The following is a 22,594-nucleotide window of genomic DNA, read 5'->3' as shown; positions in this document are numbered from 1 at the left end:
AGCCGTCATCGCGCGGGCCGGGGGCCAATCGCGGCTTACTGAGTGACGCGGTGATCGATGCGCAGTGCCAGCGGTGCCTGTGTCGCATCAGCGCCTTTCTCGCCGCCGGCGTCAGCACTGCGGGTGACGATGACATTCTCGAGCTTGCCTTCGAGATCCCCCGGCTGGGCCGTCGGCTGCCCGGAAGCGGAGATACGCGCCACGAGCGTGACGCGCTCGGCCATCGAGAGCCGCGCCATCGGGGCCATGGCGTTGTCGTCCGACAGAGTGAGCGTCAGCGGCAGCTTGTCCGCGGTGGTGCGCACCACTGCCAGCGGCGGCAGCTTGCCTTCGCCATCACGCGCCACGATGAACAGGGTCGCCGCTTCGGCACTGACCGGCAGCGCCGCCAGCTGCGCCTTGAGCGCCGGGTCCAGTGACACCTTGAGCGTCAGGCGTGCAGCGCCCTCCTTGCTGTCCTGATCAGCCGCCGCGCCTTGATCTGGCGCGACCGAGTTGGCCAGGGCGACCGAGGCATCGACATCACCGGCACTGGCCATGCGCTGGCGCGCGGCCTTGATGCCTTCGCGCAGCGCCTTGGCGGCATCGGGGTTCTCGAAGCCGGCAATCGCCTTGCGCCAGTAATCGATCGCCTCGGGATAGCGGGCATGATCGAAGGCCTCGATCCCGAGCAGGCCGAGTACCGTCGGCTGACGCGGATCGGCCGCCAGTGCTTCATCGACCAGCGCCTGGACCTCATCGGTCAGGGTGCGCTGGGCGGCGAAGAACTTGAGCTGCGCCAGCTGCGCGATCAGCGCAGGTACTCGGCCCTCGAGCGCGATCAACGCCTCGAGCGACTGCATGGCCTCATCGAGACGTCCGGCATCGCGGTAGAGCGGGAACAGCGCCATCCACACCTTGGCGTTGTCGGGCTGGGCCTCGGCCTCGGCGCGCAGCCGGGCGATGCGCGCCTCGAAGCTGGCGGCATCATGGATCGGCGTGGCGGCAATCACCTGCGCCAGCGCCAGGTCCCCGCTCGCGCCTTCGCGCTGATACCAGTAAAGCGAGCCCGCCACCATCGCCACCAGCAACACGGGCACCAGCACACGGCCACTGCTGGCCGCCTTGAGCGGAGAGCGCTTCAGGGATTCAGCGTCTTCCAGCAGGCTGCGTTCCAGCTCGACCCGCCCTTCCGCCAGCGCCGTGTCATCCAGCTCGCCGCGCGCATGGCCACGCTCCAGCGAGGCCAGTCGACGCCGATAGACACGCACGTTCTCGGCGCCGAGGCTGTCATTGTCCTCGAACGCCTGCTGATCGGCATGCACGCGACGCGCCCGCCGCAACGGCAGCAGCAGCAGCCAGCCGGCGGGAATCAACAGCACGGCAATCGCCAGCCATAACAGGATCATGAGCGCTCCTTGGCAGTGTGTTGCCCAGCGCCGGGTTGCTCATCTGCGCGCGGCTCATCACCTGTCTGCTCATCAACGGCCTGGCGGTGCGTGGCAAGCAGTGCCGACAGGCGCGCCTGCTCATCATCATCCAGCGCACGCACACGTGCACGCCGCCGGGCGCGCACGATCAGGGTCACGACCAGCAAACCGAGCAGAATCAAAACAGCGGGACCGCCCCACAGCAGCCAGGTACGCCCATCGAGGCGCGGGTTGTAGAGCACGTACTCGCCGAAGCGCGCGATCATGAAATTCTGGATCTCGCTGTCGCTGCGGCCGTCCTTGAGCAGGTCCGCCACGTTCTGGCGCATGTCACCGGCGATGGGGGAGTCCGAGTCACCGATCGCCTGGTTCTGACACTTGGGGCAGCGCAGCGCGGCGGTCAGGCTGTCGTAGCGCTTCTGCAGCACCGGGTTGTCGAACTGATGCATCTCGATGGCGGCATGCGCCTTGCCGGCTGACAGCCAGGCAAGAAACATCAGCACCACCAGCGCCTGCACCAGCGGGATGGCGAAACTCCTGAGCACGGATTTCATGAGCTGGCCTCCTCATCGGGCATGCTGGCAGCATCAGTCGCGGGCTCCGCAATGCGCTCCAGCGTCGGCAGGATGACGTCGCGGACATCTTCGGGGCGGATGTAGCCGGTGTGGTGATAGCGGATCACACCCTCGGCATCGACCAGGAAGGTTTCCGGTGCCCCATAGACGCCGAGATCAAAGCCCAGCGAGCCCTCGGGGTCGAACAGATTGACGCTGAACGGGTTGCCGAATTCCTCCAGGAACTGGCGGCCCTTGGCGCGGGTGTCCTTGTAGTCGACGCCGACCATGTGTACGCCGCGGCTGGCGAGATCCAGCAGCTGCGGCATCTCGTGCTTGCAGGTCGGGCACCACTCGCCCCAGACGTTGACGAGGCTGACCTGCCCCTTGAGCAGCGAAGCATCGAGGCGCGCCTGCGGCTCACTCAAGGTGCTGAGCGAGAATTCGGGGAAGGGCCGCGACAGCAGCGCGGAGTCCCGTGCATAGGGGTCATCATCGAGGCGCTGGTAGAGGAAGGCACCCAGCCCCACCACGACCACCAGCGGCACGAACAGCACCAGACGACGAACATTCATGGGTGAGCCTCCTGCGTGGCGAGGGAGCGGGTGTCAGAGGCCGTGCTGGCCTCGACACGGCGGCGATAACGGCGATCCAGCACGGCGATCACACCGCCCGCCCCCATCAGCAAGGCGCCCAGCCACAGCCAGCGCACGAAGGGTTTGACCTGGATGCGTACCGCCCAGCTATCGTCATCCAGCTTCTCGCCCATGGCGACGTAGAGGTCACGCGTGAAGCCGGCATCGAGCGCGGTCTCGGTCATCGGCATGCCGCTGGCCAGGAACAGACGCTTCTCGGGATGCAGTGTCGTCACCGCCTTGCCATCACGGCTGACTTCCACCGTGGCGCGGTCCGACAGGTAGTTGGGGCCGCGATATTCGCCAAGTTCTGTCATGCGGAACTGATAGCCGCCCACGCTGACTTCCTTGCCCTGCACCATGCGCACGTTCTCGGCGACCTCGGTATTGGAGACCAGCGTCACGCCGACGATGGTCACCGCCAGCCCCAGATGCGCCAGCTGCATGCCCCAGTAGCTGGGCGTGAGGCGCTTGAGCCCCGCCCAGCGCCCCGCCTTCGAGGCACTCTTGTCCCACAGGTCGCGCAGCAACGGCAGCACCACCCACAGCGCGATGACCAGTCCGAGCGCCACCGAGAAGCTCCACTCGATATCCAGCGTCAGTGGCAGCAGGCCGCCGATGACGAGTGCCGCGCAGCCGGCCAGCGCCAGACGACGCATAAGCTCGCGGCCCGGCATCTGCTTCCAGCGCGAGGCCGGCCCGAGGCCCATGAAGGCACACAGCAGCGTGGTCAGCGGCACGAACAGCGCATTGAAGTACGGCGGGCCCACCGAGATCTTGCCCAGCCCCAGCGAGTCCAGCACCAGCGGATAGAGGGTGCCCAGCAGCACGGTGACCATCATCACCAGCAGTACGAGATTGTTGACCAGCAGGAAGGCATCCCGCGACAGCCAGTGAAAGCCCAGCGTCGAACGCACGCGCGGCGCGCGCAGCGCGAACAGCAGCAGCGAGCCACCGACGGTAATGCCGAGCAGTACGAGAATGAACAGCCCGCGATCGGGGTCGCTGGCGAAGGCGTGCACCGAGGTCAGCACACCGGAGCGCACCAGGAAGGTGCCCAGCAGTGACAGCGAGAAGGCGAAGATCGACAGCAGTACCGTCCAGCTCTTGAAGGCGCCGCGCTTCTCGGTGACCGCTAGCGAGTGGATCAGGGCGGTACCGGCCAGCCACGGCATCAAGGAGGCGTTCTCCACCGGGTCCCAGAACCACCAGCCGCCCCAGCCGAGCTCGTAGTAGGCCCACCAGCTGCCCAGCGCGATGCCGACGGTGAGGAAGGCCCAGGCGATGTTGGTCCAGGGGCGCGCCCAGCGTGCCCAGGCCGCATCGAGACGCCCGCCCATCAGTGCCGCCATCGCGAACGCGAACGCCACCGAGAAGCCCACGTAGCCCATGTAGAGCATCGGCGGATGGATGATCAGCCCGATGTCCTGCAGCAGCGGATTGAGGTCCGCGCCGTCAGCCGGCATGTCCGGCAGCAGGCGCGCGAAGGGATTGGAGGTCAGCAGCACGAAGGCCATGAAGCCGGTGGAGATCAGCCCCATGATGCCCAGCACCCGTGCCAGCATGTCGCGCGGCAGATGGCGTGCGCCCAGCGAGACGGCAAAGCCCCAGCCGGCCAGTATCAGGCTCCACAGCAGCACCGAGCCCTCATGGCTGCCCCACACGGCGCTGAACTTGAAGTACCACGGCAACTGGCTGTTGGAGTTGTTGGCGATGTAGGCGACGCTGAAATCATCCAGCAGGAAGCTCGCGGTCAGGCAGGCATAGGCGATCAGCACGAACAGGAACTGCCCCCAGGCCATCGGCTGGGCGAAGCTCATCCACAGCGGACGGCGCGTACTGGCCCCCGCCAGCGGTACGACCGCCTGCACACAGGCCAGACAGGCACCCAGAATCAGCGCGAAGTGGCCGATTTCCGGCAACAGTTGCGTCACCATCACGGGGTCTCCTGCGGATCGAGCGCGGCCTTGGCAGCGCTGCTGTCGCTGGTCAGGTTGCCCGTCCTGTTACCAGACACATCACGCCCGGAGGCCTTGAGTGCATCGGTCACCTCCGGCGGCATGTACTTCTCGTCATGCTTGGCCAGCACCTCGCTGGCCTCGAGATGCTCACCATCGAAGGTGCCCATCACCACCACGCCCTGCCCTTCACGGAACAGGTCCGGCAGGATGCCCTGATAATGCACCGTCACGTCATGATCGAAATCCGTAACGGTGAAGATGGCATCCAGCGTCTCGTTGTCGCGCCTGACACTACCATCACGCACCATGCCGCCCGCACGGATCTGCCGCCCCTGAGGCGCTTCGCCACTGGCGATCTGCGTCGGGGTATAAAAGGCGTTGATGTTGGCGCGCAGGGCATAGAGGGTCAGGCCCACCGCGAGGGCGGCCAGCAGCACGATGGCCGTGACGATATACAGGCGCTGCTTGCGTTTGGGAGTCATGGTCAGGGCTCGATCAGGGCAAGGGACGGTCAAGCCTCTCGCGGCCGGCGGGACAACCGCCGCGGGAGGCAGAAAACAGGTTCAATCACGAGAGCTGTGGCGCGAAGCCTGATGTGACGAACGATGCGAAGCGCGGTGTGAAGCAGGGTGCGAAGAATGACGGGAAGCGTCACGGCGCAGGCGGCGACGGATATCCGCCTCCAGCGCGCGACGCGACAGCCGCGTGGCAATCACCAGCCCCACCAGACACGCCGCCGTCAGCCCCCAGGCCGACCACACATACAGCGCATGGCCGCCCATGGCGAAGAACTCGCTGACACTCGAGAAAGCGATGCCCGGCAGGTTCATGGCTTGTCCCCTTCTACCGCGACCACCGCAGCATCGGGGCGCGCACGCGAAGACGGACTCAGCAGATCACGCACCCACTGCTTGCGACTCTCGCGCCTCAGCACCTCGACCCGCGTGCGCATCAGCACCAGCGCGCCGAACAGGGCGTAGAAGCCGATCACCATCATCAGCAAGGGGATCCACATGCTGGCCGGCATCGGCGGCGCTTCGCTGAGCGTGAAGGTGGCCGGTTGATGCAGTGTGCTCCACCAGTCCACCGAATACTTGATGATCGGGATGTTGACCATGCCGACCAGCGCCAGGATCGAGGCCGCACGCGAACCGCTGTCACGGCTGGCGAAGGAGCCACGCAGCACGATCACGCCCAGATACAGGAACAGCTGGATCAGCATCGAGGTCAGCCGGGCATCCCAGATCCACCAGGTGCCCCAGGTGGGAATGCCCCACACCGAGCCGGAAAACAGTGCCAGCGCCGTCATCAGGGCTCCGACAGGCGCGGCGGCCGTGGCGACCATGTCCGCCAGCTTGATCTTCCACACCAGGAAGAGCAGCGCGCACACCGCCAGCAGCATGAAGCACGACTGGGCGAGAATCGCCGCCGGCACATGCACATAGATGATGCGGAAGCTGTTGCCCTGCTGGTAGTCGGCGGGCGCGAAGGCCAGCCCCCAGACACTGCCGGCCACCAGCGCGATGATGGCCAGGGCCCAGAGCCACGGCAGCCAGCGCTGGCTGGCCGCGAAGAAGGTCGCCGGTGCGCCCATGCGATGCAACCACGGCCATAGCCCGCCCTTGCGGGGGCGAACCTTGCGGGCAGGCGCTTGAGGAGAGTCGGAGTCGGCGGTCACACGGGCCTCTTGTCAGGGGCAATGAAGAGCCTTGCGAAAGCCCGAGAATGCTCGGGCAGCGTCATGCAGTTCTTGATCGGGCTAGCCATTGATGCTCAGCCTGAGTCCGGCGGCGATGGCAAGCGGCGCCAGCAGCAAGGCCAGCGCCAGCATCGCGCCCAGAATGGCCAGATGGGCCAGGCTGGGCATGCCATTGACGGCGCTCTGTACGGCGCCGGCACCGAAGATCAGCACCGGAATGTACAGCGGCAGGATGATCAGCGAGAGCAGCACCCCGCCACGCCGCAGCCCCACCGTGAGCGCCGCACCGATCGCGCCGATCAATGACAGACTCATGCTGCCCAGCGCCAGCGAGGCGATCAACACACCAAAGGCGCCGCTCGGCAGCCCCAGCATCACGCCCAGCAAGGGCGCCATCAGCGCCAGCGGCAGGCCGGTCAGCAGCCAGTGGCCCGCTACCTTGGCCAGCACCAGCAACGGCAATGGCTGCGGCGTCAGCAGCAGTTGCTCGAGACTGCCGTCCTCCAGATCCTGCCGGAACAGACCATCCAGTGACAGCAGCGTCGCCAGCAATGCCGCCACCCACAGCAGGCCCGGCGCCAGCGTCGCCAGCAGCGCCTTGTCCGGGGAGATGCCCAGCGGAAACAGCGTGATCACCAGGGCGAAGAACACCAGAGGATTGATCAGCTCACTGCGTCGGCGCAGCGCCTGACGCAGGTCGCGCGCGAGGGTCGCCTTGAAAGCCCCGGCCAGCGAACTGGTGGGCGGGGCCTCGGGCAATGCCGTCAGCAGCTCATGGTTCATGCCGAGGCGCCTTGTATCGAGGCTGTGTCTTTCCCGCCCACGCCCTGCTCTGAACCCTGTTCGGCCTTCTCCCCTTCCTTCGCGCCCAGGCACAGGCGGCGCAAGCGCGAGGCCTGTGAGAAGCGATGATGAGTCGTCATCACCACGCTGCCCCCACGCTGGGCGTGAGCCAGCAGCAGTGCCTCCAGCGCCTGAACGCCGTCGCGATCGATGGCGGTGAAGGGCTCATCGAGCACCCACAGCCGGCGTGGCGTCAGATGCAGCCGCGCCAGCGCGATACGCCGCTGCTGACCGGCGGACAGCTGCTGGGCAGGCACATCCTCGAAACCGGCCAGCCCCACGGCGTCCAGCGCTGCCCAGGCGAGCTCGCGGCGGGCCTCTGCCTTCGCCTGCGGTTGACCGCCCAGCGCCTGATACCAGGCAAGGTTTTCCAAGGCGGTCAGGGTGCCCTTGATGCCGGGCTGGTGACCCAGATAGAGCAGTGAGCCCAGAAAGTCGTCACGCACCCGCGAGGTGGGCTGGCCGCGCCACAGCACCTCGCCCTCGTAGTCATGGAACTGACCGGACAGAATCTTGAGCAGGGTCGTCTTGCCACTGCCATTGGGGCCCTCGACCTGCAGGATCTCTCCCGCATGCAGCGAAAGATCCAGCCCCTCGAACAGCCAGCGCTCATCACGCTCACAGCCGAGCGCCACGACCGCCAACAGAGGCGGCGCGCTACAGACTTCATCGCTGGCAGGCAGGCTGGGCATCCCGGATTCTCGCGGCTGAGCCGTCGCGGAGTGCGACATCAAAAGCAGACCCAAAGGGTCACTGCGAGCCATTCTACGAGCTGAGGTCGACACTGACCACCGAGCAGCCGATCGCCTGGCCTCGCAGCCCCGCCATGACGGGCAGTCAAGCACTCGAGAAATATATCAGCGACATGTGGTGCACATTCATACGACACACTTTCGCTGGATTGGCGCTGGTCGATCCGCTCACCTCTTGCCACTTCGCGAGAGCTTGCTATGATGCAGACACTGTATACAAAAACAGTATCCATACAGTACCTTCATCACACGCCTGCCGAGTGCAGGCACAGACTGATCGGGTCGGCTCAACGCGTTGTCAGCATGTTCGCGGAGCCTAGCAGGCGACAGATGAACTCAGCCTGACGACCCTCCACGCTGCACCGCAGGCCGACGCACCATCCGCGCCGACCGCACGGCATCAGGGGATAGCTCATGTCACGTCTTCACGCTCCGCACTACCTTCAGCGTCTTCACAACCTGCCGCTCAATGACCAGGCCTGGCAGGAAATCACCGCCAGCGACATGATGGATATCCCGCTGCTCGGCAACATCACGGCCGGCATGCCCATCGAAGCCATCGCCGACTGCGGTACTGTTGCCGTGCCGACGCGCATGGTGCGCCGCAATACCTACGCCCTGCGCGTGCGCGGCCATTCGATGATCAACTGCAATATCCATGATGGCGACATCATCATCATCGAACGCAGCGAAAGCGCCGAGAACGGCGAGACCGCCGTGGTGATGATCAACCAGCAGGAAGTGACGCTGAAGAAGCTGTATATCGAGAAGACCGGCGTGCGCCTGCAACCGGCCAACGACAGCATGGCCCCCATCTATCTCAAGAATGCCGATATCGAAGTGCTGGGCATGGTGATGGGCGTGGTGCGCGGCAATGCCGTCACTCACTGAGGGCGACGCTTTGGTAAGATGGTGCCATGACCTATCTGATACCGGCACTGGCGCCCGAGGCGCATCATGAACACAGCATCGAGATCGAGAAGAGCCGCTTCATCGCCTGGCTGGCCCATGCCCCGACGCCAGAAGGCATGACGCGGCTGCTGGCTCAGGCGCATCTCGCCCACCCCAACGCACGCCATCACTGCACGGCGTTCATCGCCGGGGCACCCAATGAGCAGAATGCCATCGGCTTCTCCGATGATGGCGAGCCGGGCGGCACTGCTGGCAGGCCGATGTATCAGGTGCTCGAAGGCAGTGGCGTCGGCCAGGTGGCCTGCGTGGTGATCCGCTACTTCGGCGGCATCAAGCTGGGCACCGGCGGCCTGGCGCGCGCATACAGCCGCGCGGTGCTCGAGGCGCTCGAGCACCTGCCCACCACGACCTTCACGCCGCGCACGCCCAGGCGCCTGAAGGTCGGCTTCGCCCATGAAGCCGATGTTCGCCACTGGTTGAGCGGCTACGATGTGCCGGTGGATGCAAGCGACTATGGTGCCGATGGCGTGGTGTTGACGGCGGGCTGGCCGCAAGGCGGCGCCCAGCCGCCGCTGGAAGAACTGCATGCGCGCCTCAAGGGAGCGCTGGAAGTGCTCGACTCCCGCGACTGATCTGCATCAGCGACTGACCGGCGCCAGCGATTCTCTTTGGCTGTGCACAAACACGAACGCCATCGCCGCCCCTTGTCCGGGCGGCGATGGCGTTCGTGTTTTCACTTTTCTCAGCTGAACTGCAGGGCTTCCACCTGATTGGCGATGGCAGCCTTGGCCTCGGCCAGCGAGGCGGCCCTGGGCTCATCGCCCATGCTGAGGCCTTCGGCATACACGAAGTGCTGATCCGTGATGCCCATCAGCCCGAGCATGGATTTCAGATGTGGTGTCTGGGAATCCATTTCAGTGCCCGCGTACATGCCGCCACGCGCCGCCAGTACCAGCGCCTGCTTGCCTTCCAGCAGGCCCACCGGCCCTTTCTCGGTATAGCGGAAGGTCTCGCCGGCGCGCAGCACCCGGTCGAACCACGCCTTCATCTGCGTCGGCAGGCCCAGATTGTAGAGCGGTGCCGCAACGACCAGCAGGTCTGCCGCTCTCAGCTCGGCCAGAAAACCATCGGAAAGTGCGGCGAGCTTGCGTTGCTCGGCGCTACGCTCATCCGCCGGCGTCATCCAGGCCTGCATTTCCGCGCCATCGAGATGCGGCAGGTCACGCTCGACCAGATCATGATGCGTCAGCTGAAATGGCTGCCCGGAGGCCTCGAGCGCACTGACGAAGGATGCGGCCAGCGCACGTGAATTGCCCTTGTCGGCGAACAGGGAAGCAGACACCAGCAGGACATTGAGCGAAGCTTTTGACATGTGGAGGGTCTCCATGAAAGTGAGGCGCGATCCTGTCGACGGTGTTCGACCCGATCCGCATGCACAGCATGATAAATGAACCATTCCACACGAAAAGCGACTTAAATCGCCCATATCATTCGAAAAAAGCGAACAATTAGTCAGTCATCACCCTTATTCGACTGCCGACTGATAACGGAACGCCTCGCCACAGCCCTTCAATTTCTGCCCTGCAATCGTCAAGGTCGCCGTCAGTGGATAGGGCGCGCCCTGCATGGAATCGAAGCAGGCGCCCGGCGCGACCACCAGCTGCAATGGCTCGCCCTGCTTGCCGTCAGCCGGGAGTTGCGCCTTGAGCACACGGCTATCGTTTGCCTCATGGGCGACCCGATAAGGCAGCTTCACCACCTGGACACCTGACGAGCGAGCACCAGCCTCCGTTTCTGCAGAGCGCTCGGATGCCTGCGCCTCGTGCGGCGACTCGAGCAAGCCCTGCATGGCCGTCAACGTCAGCAGGTTGTGCTCGCTGTCGAGACTGACCTGCCAGCCGGGCTCATTGCCCTGCGCCACCAACAGCGGCTTCTGCGTCGTCGGATGAATCACGCGCCGATCATCCTGCACACATTCCAGATTGCCGCGGGCATTCTGCAGCATCGCCTCGGAACCCTTGAACCACACCTCCAGCCCCTCTTCACCGGGCAACGCCTGCACATCACCAGACGCCTGCTCGGCCGGCGATGCACCGGCATTGGCCTGATAGCGCTCGCCGGAGGCACTGACGACCCGCTCCAGGGTATAGGCATGCCGCCGCGACCACAGTCGCAACCAGTCATGCGATGCCTCGGCGTCGCCTTCGCTGAAGGCCATCAGCAGATCCTGCGCCGGAGTACAGCGCCACACCTGATACTCACTCGCCCGGGGCGGTGGCAGAAAGCTGGAGGGCAAGGTCACCGCAGCGGCCTTGCCCAGCGATTCCGCACTGGGCGGCGCAGGTTTCTTCGCCACCTCATGCACCACGGGGCCCGGGTCCTGCGCGGGAGCCGGCACCTTGAGCGGCGGCTGGCCAGCATCCGTCCCTGACGCGGCATCCTGACTCCACGGCAGGGAGGTACATCCGGCCAGCAGCATGGGCACCGCCAGAGGCGACAGGCGCAAGCCCGCTCGACCGACAGCGATCATCCCTGGCGTGAGGCTCGCGGCCCACCTATGGGGCAACACACGGGAAATGGCAAAAAGACGACAGCAGTGACGTGACATGATGAACCCTCCCTGGGCATGTCGGACGACAAGATGCAGCGCAGCACTCTCGCGACGAGACACTGCGGCATGGCTGGACTTCAAGGCGGAGACGGCGGCCTTCCTGGCGCACCCTGCCAAAGTCTATCAAGCGCAGTGAGGCTTGTGGGGATGGGAATGCACTGAGGGTACAAGGCGCGTGCCCTGCCGGCCTTGCATGACACCCTCCTGGCACCTGACTCCGGCGCCCTTCGTGTTCCGCCGCCCCGAGTGATACGCGAATCGCCATGAATATGAGACAGTGTCATGAGCACCCTCGGGCAACCGCGCGCCACGATGGTGGCCTGGCGGGGAGAAAATCCCGCTGCCACTCCCCCCACTGATCCAGTCACGCGGGAGTGATTGACCCGCTCGCGGCTTGCACCAGGAGTTTCAACTTATCGTTCTCGACTTAACGTTCTCGGCTTGCCTGTCTCGACTGGCCTGTCTCAACTTGCCGTTCACAACGCACCTTTCTCACTCAACCTCTCAACATGAGCACCATTCATCATGCTTGAATTGCGCCATCTGCGTACCCTGCTGGCCCTGCGTGATGCTGGCTCGCTGGTCGAAGCCGCGGAGCGTGTCCACCTTACCCAGTCCGCCCTGTCCCATCAGCTGAAGGACCTCGAGGAGCGCCTGGGCGCGCCGCTGTTCATCCGCAAGACGCGCCCCGTGGAGTTCACCCGCGCCGGACAGCGCCTGTTGTCGCTGGCAGAGCAGGTACTGCCGCAGTTCCGCATGGCTGAGCGCGACATTGCTCGCATGGCGGGTAGCGAGCAGGGCCGGCTGCACATGGCCATCGAGTGCCATAGCTGTTTTCAGTGGCTGATGCCGACGGTGGATCGCTTCCGCGATCACTGGCCGGAGATTGAAGTCGATATCCCCTCGGGCCACAGCTTCGCTCCCCTGCAGGCATTGGGCCGCGAGCAGCTGGACCTGGTCATCACCGCCAACCCGGTGGAGATGACCGGCATCCAGTACATTCCGCTGTTCCGCTATGAGGTCATGCTGGCCGTGGCACGCCAGCATGCACTGGCCATCAAGGGCCATGTGGAGCCGCAGGACCTGTGCGACGAGACCTTGATCATCTATCCGGTCGAGCATGATCGCCTGGACGTCTTCACCCAGTTCCTCGAACCGGCCAACGTGAGCCCACGCGAGATCCGCAGTGCCGAGATGACGGTGATGATGATGCAGCTGGTCGCCAGCGGCCGCGGCGTCACGGCGCTCCCCAACTGGGCGCTGGCCGAGTATCTGACGCGCGATTACGTGCGTGGCCTGTCGCTGGGCGACGGTGTCTGGGCGACACTCTACGCCGCCGTCAGAGAAGACCTGCTCGGCACGCCGTGGATGGACGACTTCCTGCGTACCGCCCGTGAGACATCATTCGAGGTGCTGAGTGGCGTGAAGCCTGCCTGATACCCGAGCCTCAGCGCTTACGAGGGATAGATACACGAAAGCCCCACCACTCGACAGGCCGCAAGGCATCGATTGGTGGGGCTTTCGTGTATCTGCTGATCACTGCTTGTTCGCGCCATATCACTTCGGCTTGCGCGCAAGACTTTTTCTTCAGCACAAACAGAACCGCCCCAGCATGAGCTGGGGCGGTTCTTGACGCCTATCACCTCAAGCGGAAAGCATTCCGCAATGAGTGATGATCAGTCGATAGCCTTGACGTTGGCTGCCTGCAGGCCTTTCTGGCCCTGGGTCACGTCGAAGGAGACCTGCTGGCCGTCCTGCAGGGTCTTGAAGCCATCAGCCTGGACTTCGGAGAAGTGAACGAACAGATCGTCACCACCGTCAGCCGGAGCGATGAAACCAAAACCTTTAGCGTCGTTGAACCACTTAACTGTACCTGTAGCCATGAGAAATTCCTCTCTGATTAGCATGTTTGAAATAACGGGCATTACCCGAAGAGCGTGGGCAAAGCAAAACCATGCATCAAATCAGCGAGGCTTCTCGGGGCGCTCAAGGCGATTTACCGAGCAGCACAGGCGACTGAGTGGTGCGTCTTGCTATCCAACAGGAGCTACATTGCACGCTAACCCATGATCACGTCAAGCCTTTTCGACAATCACTTCACACAGTCGCCAATCGATGCCACTCCAGCCAGGTCAGAAATCTCCCTTCGGGCAGCTGCAGATTCGGCGCATCGGTCCCCAGCAGCAGGCGGTCTCCCTCGAGCGTGACGCGCCGCACAAGGGTGACTTCATCCCAATCGGCGATCGTGGCCAGCGACAGATGATGGCAGACCTCCTGCCGCTCACTGTCCCACTGCCAGCGCCCACAGTAGGCAAAGCCCTCACGAAAGGCGGCGACCAGCTGATCATCCGTCGGCGCCATCCCCAGAGGCTGACGCTCACAGGACACCAGCTGCACGCTCATATAGCCATTGGCCATGTAATGCAGCTGTCCCTTGCACTCGCCCAGCGGCTCCAGCTCGCGTCCATCCGGCCAGGCATATCAGAAACGCTCGAGCCGCCACGCGCCGATCAAGTCAGGATGCAGTGACAAGGGAGATTGCCGCATGGCCGATTCCTCAAACGGTCGTGATCAGGTGGCGTGCTCGTCCTGGAGTGACGGCGGCTTGACCGGCGGCAAGGGCACAGGCGCCTTGCGTTCCAGCTGGCTGGAGGTCAGTGGCAGCAACAGGCTGAAGCGCGCGCCCTTGAGCGACCTGCCCTTGTCCACCACCACGCTGCCGCCGTGGGAATGCAGGATCTTCTGCACGATGGAGAGCCCCAGCCCGTAGCCGCCGGAGGCACGCGTACGCGAATCATCCAGGCGCGCGAAGGGTTTGAAAACCTTCTTGCGATCTTCCTCGTTGATGCCGGGGCCATCGTCCTCGACATCGAGCCTGACCACCTGCGGGTCACTGGTGATGCGCACCAGTACCCGGGAATCCGCGTGCCGGCAGGCATTGGAGACCAGATTCTGCAGCGCCCGCTGCAGATAGCGTGCCTCGGCCTCGACCTCCAGCGCCTCGCCTTCGATGCTCAGCAGCAACTCAGGATGCAGCGGCGCCAGCGTCTCGCAGACCTGCTCCGCGATCTCGCGGCAATCCACCATGCCGAGGTCCAGCTGGATACCGGCGGCATTGTTGAGGCGTGCGTAGGTCAGGATCTCGTCGATCAGCTTGTCGAGCTCCTCGATGTCGCCGTCTGCGCCCTTTATCTGACGCTGGACGAAATCATCATCGACCATGTCCTCGATCATCTGCAGCGCGAAGCGGATACGCGCCACCGGCGTGCGCAATTCATGCGAGACCGCCCGAATCATGTCCTGCTGCGCGCCCAGCAACCCCTGCACCCGCTCGGCCATGCCATTGAAGGCCATGCCGAGACGCCCGAGAAAGTCATTGGACTCGATGCGCACCCGCGTATCGAGATAGCCGCCCGCGATGCGGGTCGCGGCCTTTTCCAGGCGCGTCAGGCGCGCCTCCAGTGAACGCACCACCAGATAGATGACGCCGCCCAGCAGACTGATGACCGCTAGTATCATGGCGATGATCAAGGCCGGCGGTGTCGTCTCGAAGCCACGGATGGGCCCGACCTTGAGCATGGCGCGGTCACCCAGTCGAGTATAGAGCGCCATCGCCTGACCGTGACTGGCCACGTTGAGCACCACCCGACCGGCCTCCAGGCGACTGGCCTGCTGTGCATCGAGATTCTGCGGAATGTCCGGCAACAGCGCGAAGGACAGACCGGAGGCCTGCTGCAGCTGGGCCAGCAAGTCGCTGCGCCGCTCGGCATTCATGGGTTGCAGGGTGTCATGCAGCGACACCATCAACCCGCGCAACTGCCGCTCCGCGAGATGCAGCAGCCGGAATTCCAGTACTCTCTCTTCGCCCGGCACCGCCATCAGCAGCTGCCAGCCGGCATCATCATGGGGCCGCACCAGCGGCCGCCCGGCCTCAAGGCGGCGCTGCTCCCACCAGCTGAGGTCAAAGACCGCCGCCGGTGCCAGCAACAACCGCCCATCCAGCAGGCGGGCGGTCCGATTGAGGAAGGCCCCGCGCTCAGCCTCCGGCGTGGCCGCGATCTGGCTCACCAGCAAGCGCATCGGCGCCGCGCCCAGACGCGTCTGGTAGGCCTCCAGCCGGACCATGTTGGTCAGCTGAAAGCCACCCAGCGCGATGCCCAGCGTGAGCACCAATGCCACCAGCAAGGCGACATAGACACGCAGGAAGATGCTGTCGGAGAGAGCCCGGCGCATCGTCTAGAGGTCCTTGACGAACAGGTATCCCTTGCTGCGCACCGTCTTGATCCGCTCAGGATGATTGGGGTCATCGCCAATCTTGGGGCGGATGCGCGAGACACGCACGTCGATGGAGCGGTCCTGGCCGTCGTACTTGATGCCGCGCAGCGCAGAGAAGATTTCCTCGCGCGTCAGCACGCGACCCGCGTTCGAGGACAGCAGCCACAGCAGGTCGAACTCGGCACTGGTCAGCTCGATGCGCTCGCGCGCCAACCATGCCTCACGGGTGGCGTTGTCGATCTCGAGATCATTGAACACCAGGCGCGTCTCACCGGCGGCCACTTCGGGGCCATCGGCGCGACGCAGCAAGGCCCGAATACGTGCAAGCAATACACGCGGCTGCACCGGCTTGGGCACGTAATCGTCGGCGCCCATCTCCAGGCCCAGCACCTGATCCATGTCATCGGTACGCGCCGTCAGCATCAGGATCGGCCCGGCGAACTGAGGCCGCACGCGGCGACAGATGGACAGGCCATCCTCGCCCGGCAGCATCAGGTCCAGAATCACGATGTCGGGGCGCAGACTGATGATCAGGTCCACCGCCCGCGCGCCCTCATTCTCGACGCTCACGCGGAAGTTGTTGGCTTCGAGGTATTCGCGCGTCAGTGTCGCCAGACGCTCGTCATCCTCAACAATCAATACATGTTCTTGCGCATTGGTATCCAAGGGCATTCCATCCGCATCGTTGGGTCAACGTGGCCAGCAGCTCACAAGCAGTTACTTTCCTGTGCCACGTCGTAACCTTTTCAGGGTGATTTGTCACGAATGATACGCCAATTTGGGCGTTTACGCGCCAGCAGCGCAGGCACCATCTGCATTGACGGAGCGCAGAAAATTTAACACCTGAACTCTTGACATCCCCCAGCGGCAAGGCCGGATTTTCAACCACACCTTACCCACAAGTTATCCACTTGCACGCCCCACCAAACAACACTATCTTGTGTCCAAAATCAGCTCACACCCCATATGTAGGGTTTTGGCGACATCGACACCCATAGATCATGGCGACGATTGTCAAGCCCCGAAAGCATGAATCAGCGTATGGGAAGGCAGTCACGCAAGGCTGCTGGAACCGTGTCTCATGAACGCTATCAGGCTCAGCCCGGGCGCCGATTGCCCCGCCTGAGCCTGATCGAGTTTCTCGACGACAAGGCTGACAACGACAGAATATCCCCGGGCGCAGGCAGGAATTTTCAGCCTGCGCCCCGATACGAATTGCCCTCGAGCCCTAACGGGCAACGATTCACCTTCAGACGATTCAGGAAGGCGTCATGGATTCCACTTTCAGCACCGATCAGGCGACAGTCGATGTGACTGCCCCCCAGCGCCTGCGCGTCATCAAGCGCAATGGCGATGTTGCGGCCTTCGACGCCAGCAAGATCTCCGTCGCTCTCTCCAAGGCGTTCATCGCCGTGGAAGGCGATCAGGTCGAGTCCAGCTCGCGCATCCGCGACCTGGTTCAGCAGCTGACCAGCCAGATCACCGACGCCTTCCAGCGTCGCATGCCTGACGGTGGCACCCTGCACATCGAAGACATCCAGGATCAGGTCGAGCTGGCGCTGATGCGTTCCGGCGAGCACAAGGTCGCCCGTGCCTATGTGCTGTACCGCGATGAGCACGCTCGTGCCCGCAGCGCCCAGAGCGAAGGCATCGCCAAGCCGCACCCGACCATCAACGTCACGCACCTCGACGGCAGCGTGCGCCCGCTGGATCTGGGCCGTATCGAGACCCTCGTCTTCGATGCCTGCGCAGAGCTTTCCAACGTCGATGCCCAGAAGATCGTCGATGACTCCCTGAAGAATCTGTACGACGGCGTGCCGGTCGATGGCGTGTCCACCGCGCTGATGATGACCGCGCGTACGCTGGTCGAGAAGGACCCGAACTACACCTACGTCACCGCCCGCCTGCTGCAGGACAACCTGCGCCGCGAAGCCCTGAGCTTCCTCAAGGTCGCTGACGAGGCCACCTTCGGCGAGATGAAGGACCACTACCCGGTCGCCTTCAAGGCCTACATCGAGAGCGGTATCGCCTTCGAGCAGCTGGACGAGCAACTGGCCACCTTCGATCTGGAGCGTCTCGGCGCGGCCATCGATCACACGCGTGACAACCAGTTCACCTACCTCGGCCTGCAGACCCTGTACGACCGCTACTTCCTGCACCAGAACGACGTGCGCTATGAGCTGCCGCAGGTCATGTTCATGCGTGTCGCCATGGGCCTGTCCCTGAACGAGGAAGACCGCGAAGGCCGTGCCATCGAGTTCTACGAGCTGCTGTCCAGCTTCGACTACATGGCTTCCACGCCGACGCTGTTCAACGCCGGTACCCGTCGCAGCCAGCTGTCCAGCTGCTACCTGACCACCGTGCCGGACGCCCTCGACGGCATCTACGGCGCCATCCGCGACAACGCCATGCTCTCCAAGTGGGCGGGTGGTCTCGGCAATGACTGGACGCCGGTGCGTGCGCTGGGCTCCTACATCAAGGGCACCAACGGCAAGTCCCAGGGCGTCGTGCCCTTCCTGAAGGTCGTCAACGACACCGCCGTTGCCGTCAATCAGGGTGGCAAGCGCAAGGGCGCCGTCTGTGCCTATCTGGAAACCTGGCACATGGACGTCGAGGAATTCCTCGACCTGCGCAAGAACACCGGTGATGACCGTCGTCGTACCCACGACATGAACACCGCCAACTGGGTGCCGGATCTCTTCATGAAGCGTGTCTTCGATGACACCGAGTGGACCCTGTTCTCGCCGTCCGACTGCCCGGACCTCCACGACCTGTACGGCGCGGCCTTCCAGGCGCGTTACGAGCAGTACGAGGAGATGACCCGTCAGGGCCAGCTGAAGCTGTTCAAGCGCGTCAAGGCGCGTGATCTGTGGCGCAAGATGCTCTCCATGCTGTTCGAGACCGGCCACCCGTGGATCACCTTCAAGGACCCGTGCAACCTGCGCAGCCCGCAGCAGCACGCCGGTGTCGTGCACTCGTCCAACCTGTGCACCGAGATCACCCTCAACACCTCCGAGGACGAGATCGCGGTCTGCAACCTGGGCTCGATCAACCTGGCGCAGCACGTCATCGACGGCAAGCTGGATGGCGACAAGCTCAAGAAGTCGGTGCGCACCGCCGTGCGCATGCTCGACAACGTCATCGACATCAACTACTACGCCGTACCGCAGGCACGTCGCTCCAACATGCGTCACCGCCCGGTCGGCCTCGGTATCATGGGCTTCCAGGATGCGCTCTACGCGCAGTCCATCGCCTATGCCTCCGAAGAAGCCGTGACCTTCGCCGACGAATCCATGGAACTCGTCAGCTATCACGCCATCGAAGCTTCCAGTGATCTGGCCGCCGAGCGTGGTCGTTACGAAAGCTTCGACGGTTCGCTGTGGAGTCAGGGCATCCTGCCGATCGATTCCATCGAGAAGCTCAAGACCGAGCGTGGCGCCGACTACATCGAGATGGACGAAAGCCAGACCCAGGACTGGGACTACATCCGCGAGAAGGTCCGCACCCAGGGCATGCGCAACTCCAACGTGATGGCGATCGCGCCGACCGCGACGATCTCCAACATCTGTGGCGTCTCGCAGTCCATCGAACCGACCTACCAGAACCTGTTCGTCAAATCGAACCTGTCTGGCGAGTTCACCGTGGTCAACGCCTACATGGTCAACGACCTCAAGGCGCGCGGCCTGTGGGACGAGGTCATGATCAACGACCTCAAGTACTACGATGGCAGCGTGCAGCCGATCGAGCGCATCCCGGAAGACCTCAAGGCGCTGTACGCCAACGCCTTCGAAGTCGAGCCGAAGTGGATCGTCGAAGCCGCCTCGCGTCGCCAGAAGTGGATCGATCAGGCCCAGTCCCTGAACCTGTACATCCAGGGCGTGTCCGGCAAGAAGCTGGACGTGACCTACCGCATGGCATGGTTCCGTGGCCTCAAGACCACCTATTACCTCCGTGCTCTGGGTGCGACCGCCGTGGAGAAATCCACTGTCGATCGCAGCAAGCACAACGCCGTCGGCAATGCACCGACTCCGGCACCGGCTCCCGCGCCGACCCCGGCACCGGAAGCCAAGCCGGAACCGCGCGGCATCGAAGATTTCCTGCAGGGCAAGAGCGGCCAGCGCGCCCCCTCCGCCAGCAACATCGATGAGTTGGGCTGTGAGGCCTGTCAGTAAGCGATTGCGCCAGACCCGAGTCCGCTGACGCTGACTCACCGCCTGCCAGGACACACCTTGCAGGCGGATTGCGGCAAATCCACAAGACCGAGCCCCGCTCGGTCTTGTGCCGCCACCCACAATCACTGCCTCCTGACATTCCCTCGAAACAAGCCCGGGCCTGACTCCCTGTGGGAGCCACGCCACTCGATGGCGCTCGCGTCGTAGAACGCACCGCCCCTGCCTTTTCGTCACGCTGACTGCCCGCGTGATCATCACCGAATACGAGGAACGCAACATGTTGAACTGGGACGATTTCCACGAAGACGAAGCCCCCGCTGCCGAGAAGCCGGCGACGGCCAAACCGGCGCCGCAGGCCGAAGCTCCCGCCGCTGCCCCGGCGGCTGACGCTGTCGTCGCGAGCGAGAACAGCGAAGGCTACGCGATCAGCGATGCCGAGCGCATCGCCCGCGCCCAGCAGGCGCTGGACGATCTCGACGTGGCCAAGGGTCTGGAAGAACTGGAAATGGGTGCCCAGCGCATTCAGGTCGACGAGAAGCGCATGATCAATGCGCGCGCCGACGTCAACCAGCTGGTGCCCTTCAAGTACGACTGGGCATGGCAGAAGTACCTCGACGGCTCCGCGAACCACTGGATGCCGCAGGAAGTGAACATGAACGCGGACATCGCGTTGTGGAAGAGCCAGGACGGCCTGACCGAAGACGAGCGCCTGATCGTGATGCGCTCGCTGGGCTACTTCTCCACTGCCGACTCGCTGGTCGCCAACAACCTGGTGCTGGCCGTCTACAAGAACATCACCAACCCGGAGTGCCGCCAGTACCTGCTGCGTCAGGCCTTCGAAGAGGCGATCCACACCCACGCCTACCAGTACTGCATCGAGTCACTGGGCATGGACGAAGGCGAAGTCTTCAACATGTACCGTGAAGTGGACTCCGTGGCGCGCAAGTCCGCCTGGAGCCTCAAGCACACCCAGGCGCTGGCACGTGCCGACTTCCACACCGGTACACCGGAAGCGGACCAGGAATTCCTGCGCAACCTGATCGGCTTCTACGCCGTCACCGAAGGCATCTTCTTCTACTGCGGCTTCTCCCAGATCCTGTCCATGGGCCGTCGCAACAAGATGACCGGCGTCGCCGAGCAGTTCCAGTACATCCTGCGTGACGAGTCCATGCACCTGAACTTCGGCATCGACGTGATCAACCAGATCAAGGTCGAGAACCCGCACCTGTGGACCGCCGAATTCCAGGACGAAGTCACCCAGATGATTCTGGAAGGCACCCAGCTCGAGATCGAATACGCGCGTGACACCATGCCGCGCGGCGTACTGGGCATGAACGCGGCCATCATGGAGGAATACCTCCACTTCATCTGCAACCGTCGCCTCGCGCAGCTGGGCCTCAAGGAGCAGTTCCCGGGCGCCAAGAACCCGTTCCCGTGGATGTCCGAGATCATCGACCTGCGCAAGGAGAAGAACTTCTTCGAGACGCGCGTCACCGAATATCAGGTCGGCGGTGCCCTGAGCTGGGATTGATCGCTGATCACTCCCTCTCCCAGAGACAGGCACGCGACTGACGCCTGCCTCTGCTGAGCACCCCAACGGGCCATGTCATTGATATGGCCCGTTTTTGCGTCCAGCGCCCGCACAGGGTAGGCTTCGCGCCGTCCCGACTCTCCCCGGCTTCACGTGAAAGGAACGAACATGCAACTCGGTATCATCGGACTCGGCCGCATGGGCGGCAATATCGCTCGTCGCTTGATGCGCAATGGCCACGAAGTGGTCGCCCATGATCGTGACGCGGCAATCGCCCAGTCACTGGTTGCCGACGGTGCGACGCACGTCGATAGCCTCGTGGAACTGGTTCAGCAGCTCGAGGCGCCGCGCGCCGTCTGGGTCATGCTGCCGGCTGGCGAGATCACCGAGCAGACCATCGCCACGCTTGCCGAGCTGATGGAAGCCGGCGACACCATCATCGATGGCGGCAACACCTTCTACAAGGACGACATCCGCCGTGCCACGGCCCTCAAGCTGAAGGGCCTGAACTACGTCGATGTGGGCACTTCCGGCGGCGTGTGGGGCCTGGAGCGCGGCTACTGCATGATGATCGGTGCCGAGAAGGCCGTGTTCGAGCATCTCGAGCCGCTGTTCGATACCCTCGCCCCGGGCTATGGCGATCTCGAGCGCACCAAGGGCCGCAACGCCCCGGATGAACGCGCCGAGCGCGGCTACATCCACGCCGGTCCGGTCGGTGCCGGTCACTACGTGAAGATGGTCCACAACGGCATCGAGTACGGCCTGATGCAGGCCTACGCCGAGGGCTTCGAGCTGATGCAGAGCAAGGGCTCCGACGCCCTGCCGGAAGATCAGCGCTTCGACCTCAATCTGGCCGATATCGCCGAGGTGTGGCGTCGTGGCAGCGTGGTGTCTTCCTGGCTGCTTGACCTGACCGCCCAGGCCCTGGCCGGTGACGAGCGTCTGGACCACTACAGCGGTGCCGTCTCCGACAGTGGCGAAGGCCGCTGGACCGTCGATGCCGCCGTCGAACAGGGTGTCGCGGTGCCGGTGCTGGCCAATGCGCTGTTCTCGCGCTTCAGCTCGCGCAAGGAAAACACCTACGCCAACCGCCTGCTGTCGGCGATGCGCTTCGGCTTCGGTGGCCATGTCGAGCCGCCCAGAAAAGACTGAGCACCTGCTCTGACACGCCAGACGTGAAACGCCCCGCTCCTGGAGATCATGAGCGGGGCGTTGTCGTTTGCGGGGCCTGCTGGCAGAG

General features: G+C 64.0%; 21 protein-coding genes. 6 read left to right on the top strand and 15 right to left on the bottom strand.

The genetic code is table 11. The features are described 5' to 3' along the window. Positions 1–35 precede the first annotated feature (35 nt). From ccmI to ccmA, 9 genes are all read right to left on the bottom strand, one after another. Entirely contained in the window at positions 36–1,388 is a 1,353-nt protein-coding gene (gene ccmI / locus IZU87_RS03920; RefSeq protein WP_213113726.1) for a c-type cytochrome biogenesis protein CcmI, read from the bottom strand. Next, on the bottom strand, positions 1,385–1,963 hold the full coding sequence (locus IZU87_RS03915) for a cytochrome c-type biogenesis protein (protein ID WP_339926765.1): 579 nt from the start codon (positions 1,961–1,963) through the stop codon (positions 1,385–1,387). The genes ccmI and IZU87_RS03915 overlap by 4 nt, the downstream gene beginning before the upstream one ends. Continuing rightward, positions 1,960–2,538 (bottom strand): DsbE family thiol:disulfide interchange protein, encoded by a 579-nt coding sequence (locus IZU87_RS03910; protein WP_213113725.1) that lies wholly within the window; start codon positions 2,536–2,538, stop codon positions 1,960–1,962. The genes IZU87_RS03915 and IZU87_RS03910 overlap by 4 nt, the downstream gene beginning before the upstream one ends. Further along, the gene (locus tag IZU87_RS03905) at positions 2,535–4,535 is read right to left on the bottom strand and encodes a heme lyase CcmF/NrfE family subunit (protein WP_283248866.1); all 2,001 of its coding nucleotides are present in this window, start codon (positions 4,533–4,535) and stop codon (positions 2,535–2,537) included. The genes IZU87_RS03910 and IZU87_RS03905 overlap by 4 nt, the downstream gene beginning before the upstream one ends. Then, positions 4,535–5,041 (bottom strand): cytochrome c maturation protein CcmE, encoded by a 507-nt coding sequence (gene ccmE / locus IZU87_RS03900; protein ID WP_213113724.1) that lies wholly within the window; start codon positions 5,039–5,041, stop codon positions 4,535–4,537. The genes IZU87_RS03905 and ccmE overlap by 1 nt, the downstream gene beginning before the upstream one ends. An 81-nt stretch (positions 5,042–5,122) precedes the next feature. Then, positions 5,123–5,389, bottom strand: a complete 267-nt coding sequence (ccmD, locus tag IZU87_RS03895) for a heme exporter protein CcmD (protein ID WP_217485884.1) — start codon at positions 5,387–5,389, stop codon at positions 5,123–5,125. Beyond that, entirely contained in the window at positions 5,386–6,153 is a 768-nt protein-coding gene (locus IZU87_RS03890) for a heme ABC transporter permease (RefSeq protein WP_213113760.1), read from the bottom strand. Before IZU87_RS03890 ends, ccmD begins: the two co-directional genes overlap by 4 nt. A gap of 165 nt (positions 6,154–6,318) precedes the next feature. Continuing rightward, positions 6,319–7,041 carry a heme exporter protein CcmB gene (ccmB, locus tag IZU87_RS03885; RefSeq protein WP_043333704.1) on the bottom strand — a complete coding sequence of 241 codons (723 nt, stop codon included), beginning with the start codon at positions 7,039–7,041 and terminating at the stop codon, positions 6,319–6,321. Further along, entirely contained in the window at positions 7,038–7,793 is a 756-nt protein-coding gene (gene ccmA, locus IZU87_RS03880; protein ID WP_213113723.1) for a cytochrome c biogenesis heme-transporting ATPase CcmA, read from the bottom strand. Before ccmA ends, ccmB begins: the two co-directional genes overlap by 4 nt. A gap of 474 nt (positions 7,794–8,267) precedes the next feature. Between ccmA and IZU87_RS03875 the strand changes: the two genes are divergently transcribed. Together IZU87_RS03875 and IZU87_RS03870 are read left to right on the top strand one after the other, a co-directional pair. Then, on the top strand, positions 8,268–8,744 hold the full coding sequence (locus IZU87_RS03875) for a LexA family protein (RefSeq protein WP_043333703.1): 477 nt from the start codon (positions 8,268–8,270) through the stop codon (positions 8,742–8,744). Between the two features lie 26 nt (positions 8,745–8,770). After that, entirely contained in the window at positions 8,771–9,397 is a 627-nt protein-coding gene (locus IZU87_RS03870) for an IMPACT family protein (protein WP_043333702.1), read from the top strand. Between the two features lie 110 nt (positions 9,398–9,507). Here the strand turns inward: IZU87_RS03870 and IZU87_RS03865 are convergent, their stop codons facing one another. Both IZU87_RS03865 and IZU87_RS03860 read right to left on the bottom strand, forming a co-directional pair. Then, a complete protein-coding gene (locus IZU87_RS03865) occupies positions 9,508–10,137 on the bottom strand; it encodes an FMN-dependent NADH-azoreductase (protein ID WP_213113722.1) in 630 nt (209 codons plus the stop codon). 153 nt (positions 10,138–10,290) lie between these two features. Further along, positions 10,291–11,271, bottom strand: coding sequence for an MliC family protein (locus IZU87_RS03860; protein WP_213113721.1), 981 nt, complete (start codon positions 11,269–11,271; stop codon positions 10,291–10,293). A 630-nt stretch (positions 11,272–11,901) separates the two neighbouring features. Here IZU87_RS03860 and IZU87_RS03855 point away from each other — a divergent pair. Further along, a complete protein-coding gene (locus IZU87_RS03855; RefSeq protein ID WP_054555293.1) occupies positions 11,902–12,813 on the top strand; it encodes a LysR family transcriptional regulator in 912 nt (303 codons plus the stop codon). Positions 12,814–13,052: 239 nt separating this feature from the next. Here IZU87_RS03855 and IZU87_RS03850 read toward each other — a convergent pair whose 3' ends face one another. The 4 genes from IZU87_RS03850 to IZU87_RS03835 form a co-directional block, all read right to left on the bottom strand. Further along, a complete protein-coding gene (locus tag IZU87_RS03850) occupies positions 13,053–13,259 on the bottom strand; it encodes a cold-shock protein (protein WP_043333698.1) in 207 nt (68 codons plus the stop codon). 214 nt (positions 13,260–13,473) lie between these two features. Continuing rightward, complete coding sequence (locus IZU87_RS03845) at positions 13,474–13,833, bottom strand: lipocalin-like domain-containing protein (RefSeq protein WP_474373081.1); 360 nt, start codon at positions 13,831–13,833, stop codon at positions 13,474–13,476. Positions 13,834–13,947: 114 nt separating this feature from the next. Then, the gene (locus IZU87_RS03840) at positions 13,948–15,609 is read right to left on the bottom strand and encodes an ATP-binding protein (RefSeq protein WP_213113720.1); all 1,662 of its coding nucleotides are present in this window, start codon (positions 15,607–15,609) and stop codon (positions 13,948–13,950) included. Positions 15,610–15,612: 3 nt separating this feature from the next. Beyond that, positions 15,613–16,323: a winged helix-turn-helix domain-containing protein gene (locus tag IZU87_RS03835; protein WP_213113719.1), complete on the bottom strand. Its 711-nt coding sequence runs from the start codon at positions 16,321–16,323 to the stop codon at positions 15,613–15,615. A gap of 599 nt (positions 16,324–16,922) precedes the next feature. Between IZU87_RS03835 and IZU87_RS03830 the strand changes: the two genes are divergently transcribed. The 3 genes from IZU87_RS03830 (at position 16,923) to gnd (ending at position 22,506) form a co-directional block, all read left to right on the top strand. Continuing rightward, complete coding sequence (locus tag IZU87_RS03830; RefSeq protein ID WP_054555290.1) at positions 16,923–19,823, top strand: ribonucleoside-diphosphate reductase subunit alpha; 2,901 nt, start codon at positions 16,923–16,925, stop codon at positions 19,821–19,823. Positions 19,824–20,100: 277 nt separating this feature from the next. Then, a complete protein-coding gene (locus IZU87_RS03825) occupies positions 20,101–21,354 on the top strand; it encodes a ribonucleotide-diphosphate reductase subunit beta (protein ID WP_043334709.1) in 1,254 nt (417 codons plus the stop codon). A gap of 168 nt (positions 21,355–21,522) precedes the next feature. Beyond that, positions 21,523–22,506 (top strand): phosphogluconate dehydrogenase (NAD(+)-dependent, decarboxylating), encoded by a 984-nt coding sequence (gene gnd, locus IZU87_RS03820; RefSeq protein WP_043334711.1) that lies wholly within the window; start codon positions 21,523–21,525, stop codon positions 22,504–22,506. Positions 22,507–22,594: the final 88 nt, after the last annotated feature.

The sequence above is a fragment of the Cobetia sp. MC34 genome (assembly GCF_018340035.1).
Classification (GTDB): domain Bacteria; phylum Pseudomonadota; class Gammaproteobacteria; order Pseudomonadales; family Halomonadaceae; genus Cobetia; species Cobetia amphilecti.
Note: the sequence above shows the minus strand (reverse complement) of the source record. Positions and strands in the feature narration are given on the sequence as shown.

Coding starts and splice junctions, on each gene's coding strand:
- ccmI (WP_213113726.1), bottom strand. CDS start 1,388: ATGATCCTGTTATGGCTGGCGATTGCCGTGCTGTTGATTCCCGCCGGC.
- IZU87_RS03915 (WP_339926765.1), bottom strand. CDS start 1,963: ATGAAATCCGTGCTCAGGAGTTTCGCCATCCCGCTGGTGCAGGCGCTG.
- IZU87_RS03910 (WP_213113725.1), bottom strand. CDS start 2,538: ATGAATGTTCGTCGTCTGGTGCTGTTCGTGCCGCTGGTGGTCGTGGTG.
- IZU87_RS03905 (WP_283248866.1), bottom strand. CDS start 4,535: ATGGTGACGCAACTGTTGCCGGAAATCGGCCACTTCGCGCTGATTCTG.
- ccmE (WP_213113724.1), bottom strand. CDS start 5,041: ATGACTCCCAAACGCAAGCAGCGCCTGTATATCGTCACGGCCATCGTG.
- ccmD (WP_217485884.1), bottom strand. CDS start 5,389: ATGAACCTGCCGGGCATCGCTTTCTCGAGTGTCAGCGAGTTCTTCGCC.
- IZU87_RS03890 (WP_213113760.1), bottom strand. CDS start 6,153: ATGGGCGCACCGGCGACCTTCTTCGCGGCCAGCCAGCGCTGGCTGCCG.
- ccmB (WP_043333704.1), bottom strand. CDS start 7,041: ATGAACCATGAGCTGCTGACGGCATTGCCCGAGGCCCCGCCCACCAGT.
- ccmA (WP_213113723.1), bottom strand. CDS start 7,793: ATGCCCAGCCTGCCTGCCAGCGATGAAGTCTGTAGCGCGCCGCCTCTG.
- IZU87_RS03875 (WP_043333703.1), top strand. CDS start 8,268: ATGTCACGTCTTCACGCTCCGCACTACCTTCAGCGTCTTCACAACCTG.
- IZU87_RS03870 (WP_043333702.1), top strand. CDS start 8,771: ATGACCTATCTGATACCGGCACTGGCGCCCGAGGCGCATCATGAACAC.
- IZU87_RS03865 (WP_213113722.1), bottom strand. CDS start 10,137: ATGTCAAAAGCTTCGCTCAATGTCCTGCTGGTGTCTGCTTCCCTGTTC.
- IZU87_RS03855 (WP_054555293.1), top strand. CDS start 11,902: ATGCTTGAATTGCGCCATCTGCGTACCCTGCTGGCCCTGCGTGATGCT.
- IZU87_RS03850 (WP_043333698.1), bottom strand. CDS start 13,259: ATGGCTACAGGTACAGTTAAGTGGTTCAACGACGCTAAAGGTTTTGGT.
- IZU87_RS03840 (WP_213113720.1), bottom strand. CDS start 15,609: ATGCGCCGGGCTCTCTCCGACAGCATCTTCCTGCGTGTCTATGTCGCC.
- IZU87_RS03835 (WP_213113719.1), bottom strand. CDS start 16,323: ATGCCCTTGGATACCAATGCGCAAGAACATGTATTGATTGTTGAGGAT.
- IZU87_RS03830 (WP_054555290.1), top strand. CDS start 16,923: ATGGATTCCACTTTCAGCACCGATCAGGCGACAGTCGATGTGACTGCC.
- IZU87_RS03825 (WP_043334709.1), top strand. CDS start 20,101: ATGTTGAACTGGGACGATTTCCACGAAGACGAAGCCCCCGCTGCCGAG.
- gnd (WP_043334711.1), top strand. CDS start 21,523: ATGCAACTCGGTATCATCGGACTCGGCCGCATGGGCGGCAATATCGCT.